This window comes from Methylomonas sp. 11b, from assembly GCF_000515215.1.
In the GTDB taxonomy this organism is placed as follows: domain Bacteria; phylum Pseudomonadota; class Gammaproteobacteria; order Methylococcales; family Methylomonadaceae; genus Methylomonas.
Genome location: NZ_KI911557.1, coordinates 242,268 through 260,466 on the forward strand (window position 1 = coordinate 242,268; position 18,199 = coordinate 260,466).

General features: G+C 53.1%; 13 protein-coding genes. 8 read left to right on the forward strand and 5 right to left on the reverse strand.

The window, feature by feature from the left end; translation table 11 throughout:
- The 3 genes from METH11B_RS0101120 to METH11B_RS0101130 are packed head-to-tail and all read left to right on the forward strand — an operon-like array spanning position 1 to position 2,404.
- Entirely contained in the window at positions 1–792 is a 792-nt protein-coding gene (locus METH11B_RS0101120) for an ABC transporter ATP-binding protein (protein WP_026600391.1), read from the forward strand.
- Entirely contained in the window at positions 789–1,781 is a 993-nt protein-coding gene (locus METH11B_RS0101125; RefSeq protein WP_026600392.1) for an MlaD family protein, read from the forward strand. The genes METH11B_RS0101120 and METH11B_RS0101125 overlap by 4 nt, the downstream gene beginning before the upstream one ends.
- Before the next feature lie 32 nt (positions 1,782–1,813).
- Positions 1,814–2,404, forward strand: coding sequence for a PqiC family protein (locus tag METH11B_RS0101130; protein ID WP_197026916.1), 591 nt, complete (start codon positions 1,814–1,816; stop codon positions 2,402–2,404).
- A gap of 73 nt (positions 2,405–2,477) precedes the next feature.
- On the opposite strand, the gene METH11B_RS0101135 is transcribed toward METH11B_RS0101130, so the two are convergent.
- From METH11B_RS0101135 to METH11B_RS0101155, 5 genes are all read right to left on the reverse strand, one after another.
- Positions 2,478–4,643, reverse strand: coding sequence for a CHASE2 domain-containing protein (locus METH11B_RS0101135; RefSeq protein ID WP_026600394.1), 2,166 nt, complete (start codon positions 4,641–4,643; stop codon positions 2,478–2,480).
- A 106-nt stretch (positions 4,644–4,749) separates the two neighbouring features.
- Positions 4,750–5,268, reverse strand: coding sequence for a hypothetical protein (locus METH11B_RS0101140; RefSeq protein ID WP_026600395.1), 519 nt, complete (start codon positions 5,266–5,268; stop codon positions 4,750–4,752).
- 48 nt (positions 5,269–5,316) lie between these two features.
- Positions 5,317–8,733: a FecR domain-containing protein gene (locus tag METH11B_RS0101145; RefSeq protein ID WP_026600396.1), complete on the reverse strand. Its 3,417-nt coding sequence runs from the start codon at positions 8,731–8,733 to the stop codon at positions 5,317–5,319.
- Positions 8,734–8,886: 153 nt separating this feature from the next.
- Positions 8,887–9,552, reverse strand: a complete 666-nt coding sequence (locus tag METH11B_RS0101150) for a Crp/Fnr family transcriptional regulator (RefSeq protein WP_026600397.1) — start codon at positions 9,550–9,552, stop codon at positions 8,887–8,889.
- Positions 9,553–9,776: 224 nt separating this feature from the next.
- Positions 9,777–13,094, reverse strand: coding sequence for a bifunctional diguanylate cyclase/phosphodiesterase (locus tag METH11B_RS0101155; RefSeq protein ID WP_026600398.1), 3,318 nt, complete (start codon positions 13,092–13,094; stop codon positions 9,777–9,779).
- Positions 13,095–13,792: 698 nt separating this feature from the next.
- On the opposite strand from METH11B_RS0101155, the gene METH11B_RS0101160 reads away from it, so the two are divergent.
- Genes METH11B_RS0101160 through METH11B_RS0101180 form a run of 5 tightly spaced genes read left to right on the forward strand, consistent with a single transcriptional unit; the run spans position 13,793 to position 18,158 of the window.
- A complete protein-coding gene (locus tag METH11B_RS0101160) occupies positions 13,793–13,978 on the forward strand; it encodes a hypothetical protein (protein WP_026600399.1) in 186 nt (61 codons plus the stop codon).
- A gap of 29 nt (positions 13,979–14,007) precedes the next feature.
- The gene (locus tag METH11B_RS0101165) at positions 14,008–14,298 is read left to right on the forward strand and encodes a hypothetical protein (protein WP_026600400.1); all 291 of its coding nucleotides are present in this window, start codon (positions 14,008–14,010) and stop codon (positions 14,296–14,298) included.
- Positions 14,299–14,305: 7 nt separating this feature from the next.
- Complete coding sequence (locus METH11B_RS0101170; RefSeq protein ID WP_026600401.1) at positions 14,306–14,740, forward strand: hypothetical protein; 435 nt, start codon at positions 14,306–14,308, stop codon at positions 14,738–14,740.
- A gap of 44 nt (positions 14,741–14,784) precedes the next feature.
- A complete protein-coding gene (locus tag METH11B_RS0101175; RefSeq protein ID WP_026600402.1) occupies positions 14,785–16,032 on the forward strand; it encodes an HlyD family secretion protein in 1,248 nt (415 codons plus the stop codon).
- A 2-nt stretch (positions 16,033–16,034) separates the two neighbouring features.
- A complete protein-coding gene (locus tag METH11B_RS0101180; RefSeq protein ID WP_231499563.1) occupies positions 16,035–18,158 on the forward strand; it encodes a peptidase domain-containing ABC transporter in 2,124 nt (707 codons plus the stop codon).
- Positions 18,159–18,199: the final 41 nt, after the last annotated feature.

Here is an 18,199-nt window from a genome sequence, read left to right on the forward strand (position 1 = left end):
ATGGCCGAAGCCTGCATCACCGTAAAAGATTTGACGATGACTTACGGCGATTTCGTGATTCAGCGCGATCTGAATTTTACGATCAACCGCGGCGATGTGTTTATCATCATGGGTGGTAACGGCTGCGGGAAAACCACCTTATTGCGGCATATGATAGGCTTGAAATCGCCGGCAAAAGGCGATGTCTGTTATGGCGAGCAAGGACTGTGGCAAGCCAACCCCAAAGCCCGCCAACAAATTTTGGCGCGCACCGGGGTGTTGTTTCAAAGCGGTGCTTTGCTCAGCTCGATGACCTTAGCCGAAAACGTGGCGCTGCCAATTACCGAAGCCACTCAGTTGCCACCAAAAAAGGTGCGGGAGATTGTCTCCTATAAGTTGGCGCTGGTCGGTTTAGCCGGCTTTGAAGACTATTATCCCTCCGAACTGAGCGGCGGCATGCAAAAGCGCGCCGGCTTGGCGCGGGCGATGGCCCTGGACCCGGAGATTCTGTTCTTCGACGAACCGTCGGCCGGCTTGGACCCGATCACCGCCAAACTGCTGGACGATCTGATTCTGAGCTTGAGTAGCGCACTGTCGGCTACCATCGTGGTGGTGACCCACGATCTGGACAGTATTTTCGCGATCGGCAACAACTCGGTGTTTCTGGATGCCGAAACCCGCACCAATATCGACGGTGGTTCCCCGCAAAAACTGCTGCATGAATCCAAACACCCCAACGTGATTCGATTTTTGAATCGCGGCGACCAAACCGAGCAAAATAGTAATCATCGACACATGAGGAGTCCGGCGTGAGCAAACAAGCCAATCCACTCGCCATTGGCGCGTTTTTGGTCGGCGCGTTGATCCTGCTGACTGCGGGGGTGATGATCTTTGGCGGTAGTGATTTTTTTAAGGATAAAAAACGCTTCGTCATCTTTTTCGACTCGGCTTTGAACGGGCTGAATGTCGGCGCGCCGGTCAAGTTACAGGGTGTGCAGATCGGCAATGTCAACGAGATTTCTTTAGTGATGGATTCTGCGACCGGCCGCATTTTCAAGCCGGTGGTGATCGAAATCGATCCAGCCTTACTGCAAGACCTGTCGGTACAGCAATCCGGCGGCCACAGCAAAAAACAGCGGATGCAGGATGCTCAACGTATGATCGATGCCGGTTTAAAGGGCCGCTTGGAGACCCAGAGTTTGCTAACCGGCCTACTGTATGTGGATTTGAATTTTTATAGCGACAAGCCGATCAATCTGGTCAAACTGGATTACAAGAATCTGCCGGAACTGCCCAGCGTACCGACCACAGTCGATGAAATTCGCAACACCGCTGACGAAATCTTCAACCGGGTGCGGCAGTTGCCCTTGGAAGAGATTACCAAAAACATGGCGGATACCTTGAATTCGATGCATGGCTTGCTGGAGTCGGACGATACCAAGAAATCGATGGCGGCCCTGGCTAAATCCCTACAAGAAACCCAACGGCTGATGAGTTCGCTAAACGATCAGATCGGGCCGTTAATGACCAATGCCAATGGCGCTCTGACCGAGACCCGCACCACTTTGCAAGACTTTAACAAAGAGTTGTTGCCGGTGTTGAAAGCCGCCGAACAAAGCCTGAATGCCGCGACCAAGATGATGGAAGGCTCTCAAAATGCTTTGACCGCAGTGGAAACCATGGCCGCGCCGGATGCGCAACTTGGGCAAGCCCTAGTGGAAATGCGCAATGCCGCACGTTCCTTGAAGGATTTGACAGAGTCGTTGGAGCGGCGGCCAGAGTCGTTGATATACGGCAAATAGATTGGGTTTTTAGCAGATTTAACCGGATGAATATGAAACACATAATTTATTTGCCAATGCTACTTTCAGTGCTGTTACTGACCGCTTGCAGTAGCCAGCCGATACAGTTTTACATGCTTAGCGCCGAAACCGCCGCGCCGTCGGCTACCGTGTTACCGGCCGATACCGTGTTGGGATTGGGCCCGATTCATTTGCCGGCGTATTTGGACCGGCCGCAGCTAATCACTGCATTGAGCGAACATCAGTACCAACTGGACGACCAAAATCGCTGGGCCGAACGTCTGGATGACAATATTGCTCGTGTTTTGCGGCTTTCTTTAGCCAAGCAACTGGGCATAGAACAAGTGGTTCGCTATCCATGGGCACCGCGCCAGGCTATCGATTACCAAATCAGCTTCGATATTCTCGAGTTGCATCAAACCGCCAGCGGCCAAAGCCGCTTCTCCGTGCAATGGCAATTGAAAAAAGCCGATGAAGCGGTGATCGGCAAACGCTTTGAGTGCAGCGAAGCGGCAGGTAAGGGTGCTGAAGCCAGTGTCGCTGCGCAAAGCCGGTGCTTGACAAGGTTTAGTATCGAATTGGCGAATGAAATTGCCGGACTGGGCTCAAGACCCCGCCGTTGAAAGCGGCTAACACGCTCTGATTGTTCTGCTGAAGCGCCATGGAGTAACGGAAGTTAGATATCGCTGCGGCGGTTTATTTGCTATCCAACACCACGATCCCATTCCATGCCAACGGCGGCATTTCACTATAGTGCAAAGCTTTTTGCAGATAAAATCTGCTGGGGCCGTCGTTGGCGTCGAGAGCGAGTGCCGCTTGAAATAGGCGGACAGCCTCCGGCCACACACCTTCCTTGAACGCTGCCAAACCGTCGGCAAAGATGCGATGTACTTCGTTCGGTGGGGGATCGCCGCTGATTTTTACCCCGACGACTTCCACTAGATTCAAAGGCTCCGCACGGCCAACGACGCGAAACGAACCCACCGGACGGGAGACGATACCGTCCAAATCGGCGGCGATGCTGTGCGATGCCAGAATCCGCGTACCTAAATACTTGTTCACACCCTGAATCCGCGAGGCGGTGTTGACCGTATCACCAATAGCCCGGTAATGACTGGAGGTGCCGGCGTCCAGGCTGCCCAGCGTGAGTTCGCCTTCATACAAACCGATGCGGGTGGCGAGTGGTGCCAGACTGGAGGATAGATTAAACGATTCCACCGCCGTGGCCATTTCCAAGGCGGCGAAACAGGCAGCGTGGCGTTGCTTGCTGGCCGGCGCATCGAACCACACTGCCATCATCGCGTCTCCAGTGACGTCGGCGATCACACCGTCATGCGACACTACCGGATGCCCTAGCACTTGGTAATAGGTATTCAATAGCTCCCACATTTCTCGTGGCGAGTGTTGGGCGGCGATGGCGGTATAGCCTTCTATGTCGGTGGCCAGACATAAACCGGAAACATCTTTTTCAGTTCCAGCGATACCGGCTTCCGTCCATTGCCCCGGCGCTGCGGGCAACATGCCGACCCATTGCGGAAACACTCTACTGACGAATTCAAGTATGCGCCCGCGTTCGCGCATTAAGTCGTAGCGCGACCAGGCCAAGCTGAGAAGCCAGGACGCTGGCAATTGAATTAATAGCGGCCCGGCGACCGGCAACCACCAATGGCGCTGGCCGAACAACCAGACAGCCGAGCCGGCATAAGCCGAGGCTAACACCAGGCTGAGGACGATGCCTGGCCAGCCGGCAAATCCGACCAGCAACAGGGCGATAAGCAAGCCGAATAAGCTCGATATTAGCCAACCCGGCGCAGGTATTTCGATAAAACTATCTTCCAGCAAGTTGGCGAATTGCGTGGCCATGATCTCCACGCCGGCCATTTTGCCGGTGCGCGAATCGGAATAGGGGGTTGGGAAAAAGTCGGATTTGCCGGGCGAAAATTGGCGGTTGGCGCGGCCGACGAATATCACTTTGCCTTGTAAGTCTTCAACCTTACCTTCGTAAACATCGGCGTAGGATTCCATTCTGAGCGTGCGGGGTGGGCCGTAGTAATTTAGGTAACGGCTGTCGCCTTGGCAGATCAATTGTTTGGTGTGGGTGTTCAGTTTCGCTAAATCTGGAGTAGGGTTTGCACACGCTCGACGCTGTGCAGTCAACCAAGCCGACAAGGGCTGTTCATCCGGATAATCGCTGCTTGCTTGTTGGTAATAAAACCAGGCCAAGACGGGTAGACTGGGTGCTTCGGCGAGAGCATCGTAAAAGGTCCAGGACTCGCGGATGCTGGCGTTTTCCGAGTTGTTTATTAGATAAAACGGCGCACTATCCAGCGCCGCCTGAGCAATCACCGGCGTTGGCGACAGTTTGCGCATCACTACCAACTGCTCGGATAAGGTTGTGGCTGGTTCCCCTTCGCGGGAAATGGCGGGTATTTTATTGCGGTCCGAACATTCTTCCCGCCCATAAAAGTCCTCGACGCCTCGGCGAAATTTTTGCACACATTCGTTGATTAAGACCTTGCCGGCAGCGCGCATTGCATCAGCGAACATAGGGTCTACGCTGGGGTTAGCGGCGATAAATTGCAGATCGAACACGATCAAAATCGCGCCTTGGCGATTCAATTGGTCAACCAACTTTGCATGAAACTCGCGCCAGCGGGTCAAGTCTTGACCCACGCCCAAGCGAGTCTCGGACGCTTCATCCATCGCGACGATTACCACTTGATCGGGTGTTGTTTGCGGGCCGCGGATTTTGAATAAGGTGTCCAAACCCAGTCTGCTTTCCATATCGAAAGCTAAATCTACCAGCGTACTTAGCATAAGCCCGAGAACGGTAATAACGGCTATGCGTAACGGACGGGCCATAAGGAGTTTGCCAGTCGTGGATAGGCTTAAAAGTGGTTTTGAATTTGGTGGACCGCAGAGGCGAGTCCACCAACAATCATATGCAGGGTAGCCTTGACATGCTTACTTATTGGAAAGCAGCGTCGATTTCTTCTTGTGTGTAGCAGACTTCATATTGGTCGCCGTTCAAAAAGAACGTGTTGCAGTAAGAGCCTTCGAATACGGCTTTTACCGACACAAAAAACTTGGCTTTAACTTCTTTATTATTTTTTAAAATCACGCCATCGACAGGACCAGTAATTTTCATCGCGTTCAATACGGCTTCGTCCACGCTAAGAATTTGGCTTTGGCAATCTCCGGTAACTGGTCCGGTTTTTGGATTACTTTGTCTAGTATCTTTGCTGGCACCCTCTTTGCCTGGCGTAGGTGTTTTGGTGCAAGGTTTGACTTCCTTGCCAGTCAGAGCATCAATTACAACAGATTGATTAGTTTTAAAATTAATACCTTCCGCCAATATCGCTGTTTGTTTAACTAGGGCGGGTACTGAAGAGCTTTGTTTTACTGGTGGGGTATGTTCGGTTTTTTTATCGCACGCAATGATTAAGGTGCTCATCAATAGGAAGGTTGCCGCTTGCATTTTTTTCATTATATTTCTCCTGTTTTTAAAAAATCCTGAACGAAATTAGTCGTCAAATTAATAAAACAAGCTCAATTTGACGAACAATTGTCGCTCAGGGATAAAAGGGCTAAGTTGCGGGCCGCTGGCGTCGAATACACTTTGGTAAACAAAGTTATTATCGAATAAGTTACGGCCTTCCAACGCTAGCGTGCCCAATCTATTGGGAAGACGATAGCCCAGCAGGGCATCGAAAACCCAGAAACTCTCACTGTCACCTGTAAATCTGGGGGCATTGGCGGGAAGGCCAGCTAATAGCCTGCTCGATGTGGCGTGCTGGTCCACAAAAGTGCCGGATAACTTGGCAAATAGCCCGGAGTTATGAAACAGGTTGATGGACAAAGGTACCTGATGCGAGGCGAGACTGCGCGGGTTTGATGGGTCTAGGTTATTAGCAAATTCACGTTTGAATTTCTCGAAGCGGTATTCGCTTTTTAAGGTTAGCCAATCGCTAGGCGACCAATAAACATAAGCCATATGTGTGGCTTCATTCCGGCTAAATTGCGAGGAAATATTGCTAGTCGACTGCTGGCCGTCACGCCAAATAATTTCCCCACCCATAAATAGATTATGTGTGGGTTTGTAGTCTAAACCTGCCGCATATTGCCATGCGGCAGAGCCATTATTTTCGTCGTAAAATTGATTAAAACCGGCTACCTGCGTGGGTTCTATAGTTTGATTATTAGTTAGCGGTCTTTTTATGGTGCGGAAGGCCGCGCTGCGTAAGGTCAGGTTTTGCGTGGGAGTCCAAATAAGGCCGAATTTAGGGTTTAACTGATACTTCTTAAAGGTGGTGTCTTCGTAAGAGTCGTAACTAAGACCTAAAGTAGTGTTTAAGTTAGATGACAGTCTATATTTTAAATAACTGTAAATATTGAAATACTCTGTTTGCCGTTCACTAAGCCGAGAAAAGGTAAATAACGGACTGGTTGTTACGGCAAAAGGCGCGGTGGTTCTGCGCCCCAAGCTTCTGGATAAAATGTCATTGTCTAAATTGATATAACCTGCACCGCTGGTTATATCGAAATCTTCATGAGTAAAAATGTACTGTAGCTCGGTTTGGTAGCTTTTAATAGCCGATATGTCATCGGTGAAGCGGTTGAAACTGATTGGACCAGCGACCGTTAATATACGGTCATTAATTTCGTTCTTGCGGGTCGTATAGAAAGACGAAAATAATATGTCCTGATGGTTATCGATTCGGTAGTGTGCGCCGACTCGAGCAGTGTCTTGCTTTATGGTTTGTCTTTGGTTCGGGGCGCTGAACCCGTTCAACCGAAAAGGCGTATCCCCGCTTTGAACATCTTCAGTCTTTAACTCCACCTGAACATTCAAATCCTGGGTGATGGCGTATTGGGCAAAGGCATTGTAGATGTCTTGCTTGTAGTCGTCGTTTTGCCGAAAGCCGTCTGTTTGATAATGAAATTGCCCAAAGCTCATCGATAGTTTGTCGTACACGCCGGAGACGATGGCGTTATCGGTGAGGGTGTTGCGGCTGCCGTAGGCGCCGTTCATAACCAAATGCGCGCCGTTGCCGGTGTACAAGGAGTCGTATTCGTTCACCGATAAACTGCCTGGTCCGGTGCTGTTCAGAATGCCGATATTCTCCCCGGTCAATTGCGGTTGTACCGGGGTGATATTGATCGGTTGCAGCAACTGCGCCTGCAACAGTTCGCTGGCGCGGGCGACGCGGTAGCGCGGTTGACCGACGTAAGCATCCGACAGGAAGCGATGCGCGGACGGATCGGTGGCATCGTGGCCCAAGGACTTCCAGGCTTCCTTCAACGCCACCCGGCCAAAACCCAGATCGTTATAAATACGTGCCAAGTTGGCGGTGCGGGCGGCAGCGTCTTCGTCCAGCAGCAGTTTCGAGCGGTACACGCCGCGATTTTCGTTCAGTTCTATGGATTGCTGCATGTCGCGCAGGGCTTCGACCGGGCGATTCAAGGATTGCTTGCGTAGTGCATCGTAAAAATACGGCGTGGGGTCTTTCGGATCGTGTTGCTTCGCCAAGTCAAATTGATCGCCAGCCAACGCCGGGCGTTTTTCTTCGTAATAGGCTTTGCCCAGATAGCTGCGTAACAAGGAATTGTTCGGGTCCAGAATAGCGGCAATTTCCAGGTCGCGGCGGCCGGCTTCCAAGTCGCCGCTGCGGATTTTCGTTAGACCCAAACCCAGTCGCGGCAGTGGCGCGGTAGAGTCCAGTTGCACGGCTGCTTCGAAATGCCGCAAGGCTAGGGCGGTATCCACTCTGAATAATTGCGAAAAGCCTTGCACGGTTTGGGTTCTTTCTAAATTGGGGTCCAGCATAAAAGCCTTGGTCGCTGACTCAGCGCTTTCGGTGCGCAAGCCCAAGGCCAATTGCAGTTCGGACAGCCGCGCCCAAGTCATCGCATCGTTAGGTGCTAGCTGACTAGCATGTTGCGCCGCTGCTAAAGCTTTTTCCAGTTCGAATCCGGCTTGTTGGCTATACGATAATGCTGAATAAGCAGTAGCCGATTGCGGATTTGCCGTCACCGCGCGCTCGGCCAGATTCAGCGCGTCGGCTTTGCGATTTTGGGTGAGCGCCAGAACACTTTCCAGTGCGAAAGCGTCCGCGTCATTCGTATTGATGGAGCGCAAGGCTTGAATATCTTGCATCGCCAACTGGCTTTGCCCGGCTGTCAGCCTGATTGCCGCGCGGGCTTTCAAAAACGCTGAAGACTGTTCAGCCGGGGGCGTCCGGTCCAAAGCGGTGAGTGCCAAATCGACCCGGCCTTGCCGATAATTCTGCATCGCGGCGCGTAGAGCAGGCGTTATAGGCGCGTCGGACTCGGAATAGGGTAAAAGTGGCGGGTAATACAAGGCCCAATTCACCGCATCGGCGGGTTTAAGATCGATTCGCGCGCGTGGGGCCTGGCCCAACAAGGTTTGCCCGGCTTCTCCGGCTTTTAGGTGAATGTCGCCATAGGTATTGAAAAAGCGCACGGCGCCTTCGTAAACCCATAATTCGGCGCTGCTATCGTCGGCTCGTAACGCAAACTCGGTGCCTTCCGGTCCGGCGTTAGCGATGGGCGTGGTGATTTGTAATTGCTTGGGGGTGCGGCTGATGAAATGCACAAAGCCTTTCAGCAAATCGACCAATGTGGCTTGATTGCGGGCGATGCCGTTTAAAGTGAGTACAGTGCCTTCGGCAAGGCGCAGAGTGATGCCGTTGGGTAGCAACAAGGATGCGCGGCTATAGGCTTCGACTCGAACCCGGCTGCCTTCGCAAAGGCTTTGCTCGAGTTGCGCCGGTTGCCATTGTCCCTTGGCGCCGACGTCGTAAAACAAGGTGCCTTGCAGCGAAACCAGTTTGGCGGCTTTTTCCACGCTACAGCTTGTCGCGGTCGCATCGGTTTCTGCCAAACACATTGGCGCAAATAAAACCATGAAGCAAATCACAAGGCAGCGCATTTTATCTCCGAAAGATGTTTTTTTTCGGATGATAAAGTCTGAAACCCTAACTGATCAAGGTAATAATTAACTTTGCCCTAGATTTTCTTATTTTTGTCAATTGGCCCAATGTGCAGTAGCGATAATGCGTTGTCGATAATCGCTATACGCAGCTCACCATGAGGCTGGTGGGGTGGTTTCGATTCTGAGGGTTTTTTCGTCGACGCTGATGTAACCGCCTTTGGTTAGTTCTTTCATTACTTTGTTAATCATTTCCCGAGACGAACCCACCATCGTCGCCAGCTCTTGCTGGGTCGGGCGATTGTGAATCACATAAACGTCGCCGTCCTTTTCCGCCATATCTTGCAGCACTTTAATGGTACGTTCGTAAACATTCGACAAGGCCATTTGTTTGACTTTCTCGGTCAGGAATCTGACTTTTTCCGCCAATACTTTAAGCAGGGCAATCGCCGCATCGGGGTGTAGTTTCAACCAGTGGATGAAATCGGTTTTGGCAATGACTGCACACACGGTTTTTTCCTGGGCTTCCACGGCGGCGGAACGGGGTTCGTCGCTGAGCAAGGCCAATTCGCCGAAATACGAGCCGGCTTCCTGAATCAATAAGGTTACTTCCTTGTCTTTGTCGTTACTGCCGAACACCCGCACCTTGCCGGACAAAATGACATACATAGAGCTGGTCTGGTCGCCCTCGGCGATAATCATCGCCTTTTTCGGGAATTTAATGACCTTGGCCCTTGCTGCCAAGGCCTCCAAAGCCTCCTCGGGCAAATCGGCGAGAAAGGGAATGTTGCTCAGACTGGTGATGACTTCTGCTTGCATGATGAGGCTATAACCGCTTGATTTAGTAGAGTGCCGCTTTCGATAACGGTCTGTTTGTATGTGACGCCTAGCTTACTAAGTTTGCGTCATGATAGTGAAGTATTTCACACATTGCCGGCCAATTAAATCACAGACATACCACTTTTGCGGCGAAAGTGGGAATAGCGCTCAATGCATTGGCGGGTGTCAACTTTGCAAATGCCAGCCCGCCAAGCGTCTGCCGTTTATACCAAGCGTTTGCCGGTACGCAGCAAGGCCTCGAATTCCGCTGCCGGTAATGGCTTGCTGAAGTAATAGCCTTGTATCTCGTCGCAGTGGTGTTCGCGCAGAAACTGGCAGTGTGGTTCGGTTTCCACGCCTTCGGCGATCACCTTGAACGCCAGGTTGTGCGCCAGTGCAATCACCGCCAAGACAATAGTGGCGTCTTCCGGGTCGGTGAGCATGTCGCGGACGAAGGATTGATCAATTTTTAGGGTATCTACGCGAAATCGTTTCAAATAGCTGAGGCTGGAATAGCCGGTACCGAAATCGTCTATGGACAGCTTCACGCCGGCGCTCCGGAGCTGGCTAAAAGTGGCGATGACCTTCTCGACATCCTCAGCGATCAAACTCTCGGTCAGTTCCAGTTCGAGTTGGGAGGCCGGCAGGCCGGTGGCTTCGAGCGTATTCATCACCCAACTGATCACATCCTGCTGTAGAAATTGGCGTGCGGATATGTTGACCGCCACGCAGACCGGCGGCAAACCGGCGTCTGTCCAGGCTTTCGCCTGAGCGCAAGCCGCGCGCAACACCCAATCGCCTATGGGTACGATAAGCCCGGAGTCTTCGGCGATTGGAATGAACTGGGCGGGAGAGACCGCACCCATCTCGGGATGTTGCCAGCGCAATAAGGCTTCGCAGCCGGAAATTTGCCCGTTTTTCAGGTTGACCTTGGGTTGGTAGGCCAGCTGAAACTGTCCCGCCGCCAACGCTTCCCGCAAGCGCGTTTCTATATTGACACGGCGCAGGGTTTCCTCGCTCATCTCGCGGGTGAAGAATTGACAGGTGTTGCGGCCTAGGTCCTTGGCGCGGTACATCGCCACGTCAGCGTTGTCGATCAGCGCCTCGGCAGTTTCGCCGTCCTGCGGGAACACGCTGACGCCAATACTGACGGACAAATGGATATTACGCCCCTGAACTAGCAGTGGACTATCAAGATGCTGGACCACTTTTTGGGCGAGGAAATAGGCATCGCTATCTTTGTTTAGATCAGTCAGCAAAATCAGAAATTCGTCACCGCCCAGGCGAGACACGGTATCGCCGTCCCTGATCAGGCTGCCTAGCCGTTCGGCGGCGACCTTCAATACCGCGTCGCCGAATGGATGGCCGTAGCCGTCGTTGACTACCTTGAAGCGATCCAAATCCAGATATAACAGTGCCAGCTGGCTACCGGCGCGGCGCGCGTGGGCGATGGCTTGGGCAATGCGGTCCTGGATCAGGTCGCGGTTAGGCAGGCCGGTCAAGCCGTCGTAGGTGGCCAGATAGCGAATCTGCAATTCGGCCTGTTTACGCGCGGTGATGTCCTGGATGGCACCTATCATCCGCACGCCGCGCCCCGTGTCGTCACAGAGCAATTGGCCTCGGTCAAACAAGTCGGCATAGCTGCCGTCCTTTCGCCGAAAACGGTATTCCTCAGACCAGGTTTTCTCGCTGCCGGCTACTGTGGCTTGAAGGTGTGCTACCACACGGTCGCGGTCGTCGGGGTGAATGCGGCGGGCCCAGAAATCGAATGAAGACAAAATCTCGTCAGCGTTGTAGCCAAACACAATTTGAAAGTTCTCGCTCCACCAGATGTCGTTGCTGGCGAAGTCCCAGTCCCACACGACATCTCCTGTCGCGCGGGTGGCGGCGTGGAAGCGGGCTAAGCTTTCCCGCAACGCAGCATCCGCGCGTTGTCGTTCCGAGATGTCGTTTAGAAACAGCGTGCGGACTTCCAAGCCGTTGCGTCTAAAAGCCGCTACCCGCAATTCCGCGTCGAACACGCCTTGGGCGCCGAGAAATTGAAACGCGCCGGAATCCGTGGTGCTGAGGATCTCGGCCCAATCAGCGCGGCCGTCGGGTGCGAACACAGCATCGGTGATGTACTTACCAAGAATGTATTCACGCGCCAGGCCAAACAAACGTTCAGCGGCCGCGTTCCATTCTATAACGGTCAGCTGGTGATCCAGGCTAAAGATCGCGGTATGGGTGGAGTCGAAAATAGCGCCTTTTAAGGCCAGAGAAGCGGCTTGCTGTTCTTTGGCTTCCAGCAGTTGTTTAACGGCCACGGCCATGTGGTCGAGTGCTTCACCCAGAATCTGGGTTTCCCGGAATTCGTTCGTGGCGAAAGTGGCGGCCGCCGGGGCTTCTAGTTCAGTATGGCCGATGCCGGCAACCCTGCGTTCCAGCACCGCCAGCGGTTTGCCGAAGCGCCGGGCCATGCGCATCGAGACCAGCACCAGTCCCGCGGTAATTGCCACGCCCATGCCGCCCACCTGATATAACTGGCGGCGTAGCATGTCCTCGATATACGACACTTTTCGCGAGGTAATGACCAACCAAGACATGCCGCCTTTCAGCGGCATGCGCCGGGCGGCAACCCAGCGTTGTTCACCTTCCACTAGCATGCGGTCTAGGAATAATTCGCCGGCGAAATTCAGCAAAGGGTTCAACTCGGCGGGCAAGGGCAGTGGTGCCCGGCCTACTTGCAGCGGATCGCCGATTAGGCGCGGAGCGGCTCCCAGCTCAAGGATCTGAAACTGGGAGTGATATTCCGTACCTATGGCGCGTAGAAAGCTATTCAAGGCCGGGATGTCGAAGTCGGCATCCAGAACGCCGATCAAACGACCGCCGGCATCTTTGAGCACTTTGCCGTAGCTGAAGCCCCACAAGGGCTCATTGCCAGTGAAAGGTGCCGCCCAGCGGTAAGCCGGAACCCAGGTGTCGCCGCTTGGACTGCGCAAAGCGGCTTCGTAGAACGCGTCGCTGCGGGGATCGTAGTGTTGGTTGTGCAGCTGTTGATGGAGCACGAATCCCTGCTCGGTCAATATGAACTTTCGCGCCAGCGGGCCTTCCGTTCGGTTGCCCGGGAATAGCCAAAGTAAAATCTCGCCATTTGCAGTGCGTTCCAACGCGCCGTATTCGCCTGAAGCCGCCAGGGAGATGCCCAGGTAACTTAATTCCGGGCGCTGTTCGAATGCAGCCAGTGAATATTCCAGTGTCGATTGTAAAGTGGCGCCCGTTACCTCCGGGGCAATCGCGGCACGTTCAGCGGATTCGGCTGTCATCTCTGCCGCCCGAATCAAAGTCAGCAGGCGTTCGGTCGCGCGGTCCAGGGTTTCTTTCACCTCGCGCCGGGTGGTTTCCTCGGTGCTGGTGACGCTTTGCCAAGTCATTCCTACTAAAAGCGCCAGACCAAGCAACATCACCAAACCCACGATATTGGAAATTAAAACTCGGGTAAATGAGGGCGCAACGGCCTCAGGTAACACTGTTTGTTCCGCGGGTGAAGGCGTGTTTTTCATGGTTGTTTGGTCAATGGCTATAGCTATGAACTGATCTTGTCAGCGTATTTCGGGCAGTATGCTGCGCAGCATTTAAATAAGCAAAAGCGGCTTGCAATGTCGTTCCAAACGATCTTGTGTTTTGCCGGAAATACCATCTTATGCGGTCCAAGCGGCCCGGGTAGTGTGGCCAGGATTAAGCCTAAGCGGCAGCTGCCGACCAATTCGGCTATGAAAAGCTACCAGTTGCTATCAATGTCGTCATTTGCATTAAAGATATTGCCATTCAAATCAGCCCTATTTATCCCTGGTGCCTCGTTCGGGCTGAGCTTGTCGGAGCCTGAGCTGGTTGGTCTTTCGATAGACTCAGTACCGAGGCATTAAGGCGAACGTCATTTAAGGCCCGTATTAATAATTGTAGATGCTGAAGACGATCTTTAAATTTAGGCTGTGAAAAAGTTTCGCAATATACACATCCAGCCAAGTACCGCGTTTAGCGTAGCCGCAGTAGCTGCACGAATGCCCGTCGAATGAAAAACTACCCGGATTCGCAGTGGAATTTGTCACAGCTTTCCAGGGTGGCGAACGCCTAAAGTATCAATACCCGCTCAAGTTCACAAACCGGTAGGTGGGGATGCGGCTGGCAAGCAATTTTGTCGGTATCGCAGTCGTTGGGCCGGCGGTGCGCCAGCCTCGTAACTTTATTAAGGAGAAAGACAATGTCTCAAAAATCCAAATTCGATCAAGACCTGAAAGTCTTGCCAGCAGAGGATTTAAATCGGGTGTCCGGCGGCTTGATTGGTCCGGATCAAGATTTAAGCCAATTTCCGCGCAAATTTTGGCCGGTGATCAATCCCGGCGCGTTCAACGTCAAAACCGTCGTGGCCAATCTCGTCGTGAGATAAGGCTTTTTAAATTATTTAGGAGAACTGTCATGTCAAACAAAACTACTCGAATTTCTGCCGATGAATTATCCGCCTTTGCCGCACAAGGCATAGAACGCGCTTTGCAAGCCCGGGAGGCTGCCGGCGTGGAATTGAATCAGGAGCAACTCGATCAAGTCAGCGGCGGGGCCTCGTTAAGCTTGGTGCTTAATAAAGGCATTATCGCCGGCGGCCCCTGGTTCGATCAGTTTAGAGGATTGAATAACGTCATTACCAACCCAAGTGCCGGCGGTTTGGCCGGGGGCTTGGGCGGTCTGCAAGGAGCAACCCAGCTGGGTTGATAGTGCCATGACCTTGGAGAACCCAGTGTTATGTCCCAGCGCGCAGCCGGAATGGGAAGGTGCCCAAGTCATCGGCGTGATGACCGGCACCGCGGATAAACCGGAAATGGCCTATCTGAGTGCCCCGCAACCGGTGACCGAGCAATTGCTCGAATTGGCTGGCCCTGTCAGCCCGGCGGAAGTATTCCGCTTTTCCGCGCCGTGCGCTTGCAGTGGATGCGGGCACTACGCGGAGGCGGAATCCAAATGCCGATTGGCGGAAAAAGTTGTGCGCTTTACGCCGACGGTCACCGAGCAATTGCCGGTTTGCGCGATTCGTGCCGACTGTCGTTGGTGGCTACAGGAAGGCCGCTCGGCGTGTTTTAGATGTCCGCAAGTGGTGACCAATAACCTCAAGCCGACCGAAGACATGCGGCGGGCGGCCGACTACGGCGTTCTCTGAGGGGTTTGGTCAGAATGTCAAAATGGTGAGAAGGAAACGGCGTTATGAAACATGAGTTATTTCGACAACAAGCCTTGGACTTTAAAAAAGACAAGCCCTTAGGGGAGGTTATTCACGTGGAATCCTTGTCGTTTGCCTTTCTCACCGCTTTAGCTGTCAGCAGCGCTTTGCTGTTGGTCGCCTTTGCCTTTTGGGGCGAATACACCCGAAAATCTCATGTGAACGGTTATTTGTCGCCGAGCATGGGTTTGATTAAGGTTTATGCGCCGCAGGCCGGCACCTTGATCGAAAAGCACGTACGCGAAGGGCAGGCCGTTAAAGCCGGCGACACTTTGTTCGTGTTATCGACAGAGATCAGTTCGCGGGAAACCCCGCAAGCCCAGGCGGCGGCGATTGAGCAATTGAAACAGCGCCGGGAAAGCCTGGAAACCGAGCTGGTGAAACAAGAGCAAATCGATCAGATTCAGTATCGTTCCGTGTTGGATAGACTGCATGGCATGCAGCGCGAATTGCAGCAAGTCAATAGCGAGATAGACACCCAGCAACAGCGCCTGGCCGGCGCCGCCGCCACCTCGCAGCGCTATCAACAACTATTGACCACGAAATTCGTTTCGGCGGTGCAAGCGCAGCAAAAACAAGACGAATGGCTGGATCACCAAGCCAAATTGCAAGCCCTGCAACGCGTGCAAATGACTTTGCAGCGCGACATCCGCTCCGCACAGCTGGAAGCGGACAGTAGCCAGATGAAATTCAAAAACCAACGGGCGGCCATAGAACGAAATATTTCGACTTTGGCGCAAAACATTACCGAATCCGAATCGCGCCGCAACATTGTGATTACCGCGCCGCACGACGGCACCGTCACCACGATCCTGGCCGAACAAGGGCAAAACGCCACGACCGCCAATCCTTTGCTGTCCATTCTGCCGCTGGGCGCCAAGTTGCAAGCCCAGTTATTGGTGCCGTCCAGTGCGGTGGGCTTTGTCGAGCAGGGTCAGACCGTGTCGGTGCGTTACCAAGCTTTTCCCTATCAACGCTTCGGTAGTCATCAGGGCCGGATTGTCGAAATCGCCAAAACTTTGATTACACCCAAAGAAGCCGATTTGCCGGTGACTTTGCAAGAGCCGGTGTACCGGGTCACCGTGGAGATCGATAAACAAGCGGTGCAAGCTTATCGCCAGGATATTCCGCTGCAATCCGGCATGCTGCTGGACGCGGACATCTGGCTGGATCATCGCCGCCTGATCGAATGGGTATTCGATCCTCTTTACAGCATTCTAGGACGGGTTTAACCATGACTATGCAACACATCCTCGACTTTTCCGGCCGCAGAAAAACCCCGCTAATTCTGCAAACCGAAGCGGCCGAATGCGGTCTGGCATGCCTGGCGATGGTGGCCAATTTCCACGGTCACCGGGTCGATTTAGCTAGTCTGCGGCAGAAGTTTTCGCTGTCGCTGAAAGGCTCGACCTTGAATCATCTGATCCAGATCGCCAACCAATTGCATCTGGGCTCGCGGCCGGTGCGGGTGGATTTAAACGAACTGAGCAAACTTAGCCTGCCGGCCATCTTGCATTGGGATTTCAATCATTTCGTGGTGTTGACTCAGGTCAAACGCGGCGTGGCGACGATACTCGATCCGGCCAAAGGCAGGGTCCATATACCCTATACCGAAGTCTCCAAACATTTCACCGGTATTGCCCTGGAATTGCAGCCCACCCAAGCGTTTACTGCAAAAACCGAACGTCAACAAATCAAGCTATCCCGCCTCATCGGCCAGTTAAACGGTGCCTCCAGCGCTACCTTGCAAATCATTTTATTGGCTGCGGCCATAGAAGTGTTTGCAATCGTAGCGCCTTTTTTTATGCAACTGGTAGTCGATAACGCGGTGGTTGCCAAGGACACTAATCTGTTGAGCGTACTGGGTTTGGGGTTCTTGCTATTGGCCTTGATTCAGATAGCCATTACCGCGCTACGCTCCTGGGTGGTACTGGTGCTGAGTACCTCGGTTAATTTGCAGATGATGAGCAATCTGTTCGGGCATTTGTTGCAGTTGCCGATGAATTTCTTCGAGAAGCGCCATCTTGGCGACATCGTCTCGCGCTTCGAATCCTTAAATGTGATTCAAAGAACTCTGACCACCAGCTTTCTGGAAGCCATCATCGACGGGGTGATGGCTTTAGTTACTTTGGGCATGATGATGGTGTACAGCTGGAAACTGGCAGCCATCGTCAGCCTGGCGGCGTTGCTGTACGGCATTTTACGCCTGGCTTCGTTTTCGCCGTTGCGCGCAGCCAGCGAAGAACAAATTTTGCGCGCCGCCAAGCAGCAAACCAATCTCTTGGAAACCGTGCGCGGCATGCAAAGCGTGAAGTTATTCAACCGGCAGTTGCAACGTCGGCACGGCTATCAAAACTTGATGGTCGATCATTTCAACGCCGGCATTCGTGTGCAAAAGCTGAATATCATCTACCGGGCGCTGAACAGCTTATTGTTTGGGGTGGAAAACATCGCGGTGATCTGGCTGGGCGCTTTGTTTATTCTGGATGGCGGGTTTTCGGTGGGGATGCTGTTTGCCTTCATGTCCTTTAAAGATCAATTCACACATCGGGTCGGCAGTTTCATTGAGAAAGGCATCGAATTTAAGATGCTGGGCTTGCATACCGAGCGCGTCGCCGATATTGCGCTGGCCGAAGCCGAGGACGAGCATTTTAGCGGTGCCCGCCACGAGCAATTGCCGGCATCGATTCAAATCCGCAATCTGGATTTCAGTTACGCACCATCCGAGCCGCCGGTGCTGAAAAATCTGAATCTGGATTTTGCCGAAGGCGAGTCGGTGGCGATCATCGGCCCATCCGGTTACGGCAAAACCACGCTGGCCAAATTGATCCTGGGTTTGTTGCAGCCTAGCGCCGGCGAGATCCTGATCGGCGGCGTGCGCCTGAACCGCATCGATACTCACGATTACCGCAATATGGTGGCGGCGGTCATGCAGGAAGATCAATTGTTCGCCGGCTCGATTGCCGACAACATCTGTTTTTTCGATCCGGAACCGGATCAAGCCTGGATCGAAACCTGCGCGCAACTGGCGGCTGTGCACCAGGATGTGATGACCATGCCCATGGGCTACAACACGCTGATAGGCGACATGGGCACCGTGTTGTCCGGCGGGCAGAAACAAAGAGTGTTGCTGGCCCGGGCCTTATACAAACGCCCAAAAATCTTGATATTAGACGAAGCCACCAGTCATTTGGATGTGGCACGCGAAAAGTTGGTGAACGGCGCGGTGCAGCAACTAAAACTGACCCGCATCATCATCGCCCATCGTCCGGAGACCATTGCTTCGGTGGATAGGGTGATTGATTTACAGGCCATCGCCGCACTTAGCGACAAGCACTATGTATCACAGGCTGCTTAGATGTCATAAAGGGTAGGTTGGGCTGAATCCAATGAAGCCCA